Genomic DNA, 3572 nt, shown 5'->3' with positions numbered 1-3572 from the left:
GACGAAGCGGGCAACGAGACGGCGTACTCGTATCGCGAGACGCGCATGCTGTCCGCTGCGCTCGCGCGGCTCTTGCTGGACCGCGGCGTGCGTCCGGGCGATTGCGTCGCCGTGGATCTGCCGAACGATCCGGCGTACGTGCTGGTCATGCTGGCTGCCGCGTACGGCGGCTTCGCGTTGGTCGCGCTCAACAACCGCCTGACCGATGCCGAGAAGTACAGTCGGTTGCTGGACATCGACCGCAAGCCCGGCGTGTCGCTGGCTTCGTTGCGCGTCGATGCGACCAACGTGTCGCGCCTGTTGGAAGGCGCGAAGGCCATGTTGACGGGCGAGATGGCCGCACCGTCCGCCGTCCGTGCGACGGGGCGCGGCGTGCGCCCTAGCTTCGCCGCCCGCGTGAACGCGGCGTCCGCCGAGCCCCGCACTACGAAGGCGCTCGGCCGCGCCAGCTCGGGCCGCGCGTCGCTGCGCCGTCGCAGCGAAGTGGCGCAGCAGGATGCTGCCGAGAGTGTCATCCACTTCGCCGAACACGCCGCGCACGTGTTCGACTTCGACGCCCGCGCCGTGGTCATGTTCACGTCGGGCACCACGGGGCGTGCGAAGGCCGTATCGCTGACGTGGGGAAACATCTGTTTCGCATCCGAAGCGTCCAACCGGACGCTCAATCGTCGCGGCGAGGGCATGTGGCAGGCGGTGCTGCCGCTCTACCATATCGGCGGTTTCCAGGTCGTCGTGCGCAGCGTGCTGAACGGCAGCCCGTTCGTGCTGTACCGCCGCTTCGACGCCGTCCGTCTGCTGTCCGACGCGGCGAAGAAGGGCGCGACGCACGTGTCGGTGGTCGATAAGATGCTGCAGGACATGGTGGCCGCGGACAAGCCGGAAACGCTCGCGCGCTACTCCTGCATCCTGCTGGGCGGCGGCGCGCTCAACCCGCAGACGCTCGATCGCGCGTGCCGTGCGGGCGCGCGCGTGTACGCAAGCTACGGCATGACCGAGACGTCCAGCCAAATCGCCCACGCCCAGGTGACGGCTTCGTTCACCGGCGGCTTGCGCCTGCTGCCCGGCTACGAGGCGCATATCGTGGATCCCGGCGACGACGGGTTCGGCCGCCTGGCCGTGAAGGGCCCGGGCCTGTTCGGCGGCTACCTGAACGCGCGCGCCGCGTACACGGTGGACGGCTTCTTCCTGACGGGGGACACGGCGGCGCTGTACGGCGGCAAGCTGTTCGTGAAGGAGCGCACCGAGGACATGTTCGTGTCGGGCGGCGAGAACGTGTACCCGGCCGAGATCAAGGAGAAGCTGCTGCGCGTGGCCGGGGTATCCGACGCCCACGTGTTCGGCGCGCCCGACGCCCGCTGGGGAAGACGGCCTGTTGCGTTCGTCGAGTGCGAGAAAGCGCCCGCGCCGCGTCCGAGGGCGAGCCGCTACGCGCAGCGGACGCAAGCGCAGACGCAGGCGGATCAGCTCGCATCCCTGACGAACCGTCAGCTGGCGTCGTACGTTCGCACCAGCTTGGCGCCGCGCCTGTCGAAGCTGTACCTGCCGAAGCACGTGTGCGTGCTCGACGAGTTCCCGCGCACGGGCATCGGGAAAATCGACCGCGTCGCGCTCGAGCGGCGCTACGACCAGCGCATCGAGGTGGCGCGCGTCACGCTGCACCGCATCCGGCTGCCGTTCAAAACGCCGTTCAAAACAGCCAAGGCCACTCTGACGCATCGCGAGTCGATCATCGTCGAAGTGACGGATCATGCCGGTCGCACGGGGCTGGGCGAGTGCGTGGCGTTTCCGACGGATTGGTATCTGCCGGAAACGCTCGACCAGGACGCGCGCATCCTCCACGACGTTCTGGCTCCGATCGTGCTGCGCGAGGCGTTCCTGCATCCCAGCGAGGCGAGCGCCGCCTTCGCCGCCGTTCCCGAGGCGAAGGCGTTTCCGTTGGCATGCGGCGCGCTCGAGCCTGCGCTGTGGGACCTGTACGGCAAGATCGTCGGCAAGCCGCTATGGCAGCTGATCGGCGGGGCTGCGGACGCCGCGACCGCGGGCGCTTCGGCATCCGTGCCGGCCGGCGCGGCGATCGGGCTGGGCTCCGCGGTCGAGACGGCTGCGGCCGCGCGCCGCTGCGCCGAGGCAGGCTACAAGCGCGTGAAGCTGAAGGTGAAACCGGGAACCGCGCTCGCATGCGCGCAGGCCGTGCGCGCCGCGTTGCCCGACATGATGATCACGCTCGACGCCAACCAGAGCTTCTCGGAGCGTGAAGCCGAGGAGCTGCGCGGCTTGGACGGCCTGAACGTCGCCTGGATCGAGGAGCCGCTGGATCCGCGGCGCCTGCCCCCCGTGGGGCCGACCGACCTGTTCAGCCGCCTCGCGCGTCTGCAGCGCACGCTGCGCACCCCCATCTGCCTCGACGAGTCCATCGTGCGCCCCGAAGACCTGTCCCGTGCGTTGGCGCAGCCCGAGCTGCGGTGCTACGCCCTCAAGCTGGGAAAATGCGGCGGCGTGCAGCCTGCGCTCGATTTCGTGCAAATGGCGCGCAAGCGGGGCATCGAGGTGTGGATGGGCGGCATGTACGACACGGGCGTGTCCAGGCGCCTGCATGCCGCGTTCGAGACGCTGAGCGCGGTGGGTGCGCCCGGCGACATCGGAGCCACGGCTCGCTACTTCTCCTGCGACATTACCGATCCGCCCTACACGGCCGAGCGCGGCATGGTGACGCTCAACCGCGAAGGCCATGCCAGCGGCCTGGGTTGCGACCTCAACCGCTCGGCGTTGGAAAACGTCCTCGTGGAGCGCCTCGTCATTGCGTGACGTCCCGCCCCTTGCCATCTCCGTGCCATGCGCTCCGCTCGGGACGACAACCGCTCTGCATGCAAAATGTTGCATAACGGTGTGACGGAATGCAATGTTGTGGAGTATCATGCTACCAGTTGTCCATCAAGGAAACGGTGATTACATGAGCGAATCCGCATCGCACCACGCGTCCGCCACTTCGGGCATTCCCCAACCCCACGGAGGACTGGGCATCTTTCGCCTCGTCACCACGGTCATCACGCTCATCGTCGGCGGCGGCGTGTTCACGTTGGCGGGCGACCAGGCTGCAGGCGGCGCCAGCGGCGCGGCTATCCTCACTGCATGGAGCATCTCGGGAATCGGGGTGCTGTGCCTCGTCATGACTTTCTTCGCGCTCTCGCGCATCAAGCCGCAGTTGAAGGGCGGTATCTACAGCTATGCGAATGCGGGGTTCGGCGACTTTTTGGGCTTCAACAGCGCTTGGGGCTACTGGATCAGCGCGCTTCTGTGCACGGTCAGCTTCTCGGCGCTTCTGTTCGGCGCGCTTTCGTACTTCTTCCCCATCTTCGGCGGCGGCACGAACCTGCCGTCGGTCATCGGCGCCAGCCTGCTCATCTGGTTCTACGTGTTCCTCGTATCGCGCGGCATCAAAGAGGCTACCGGCGTGAACGCCGTTATCACCATCTCGAAGTTCGTGCCTATCTTCGTAGCCATCACGGCCATCATCTTTCTGCAGAAATTCGACCTCGGCATCTTTCTGGCGAACATGTCGCAGGGCGCCGATC

2 protein-coding genes are annotated in these 3572 nt (G+C 67.4%); both read left to right on the top strand.

The features are described 5' to 3' along the window. Nucleotides 1-2805: o-succinylbenzoate synthase (menC, locus tag ACMO6A_RS06225; protein ID WP_418470916.1), on the top strand; the 2805-nt coding region annotated here is incomplete at its 5' end. Nucleotides 2806-2950: 145 nt separating this feature from the next. Then, a partial coding sequence (locus ACMO6A_RS06220; RefSeq protein WP_418470914.1) for an amino acid permease occupies nt 2951-3572 on the top strand: 622 nt, incomplete at its 3' end.

Origin of the sequence: Eggerthella sp., from assembly GCF_048329335.1 — a bacterium.
Taxonomy (GTDB): domain Bacteria; phylum Actinomycetota; class Coriobacteriia; order Coriobacteriales; family Eggerthellaceae; genus Eggerthella; species Eggerthella lenta.
This window is presented reverse-complemented; position numbering and strand designations above follow the sequence as displayed.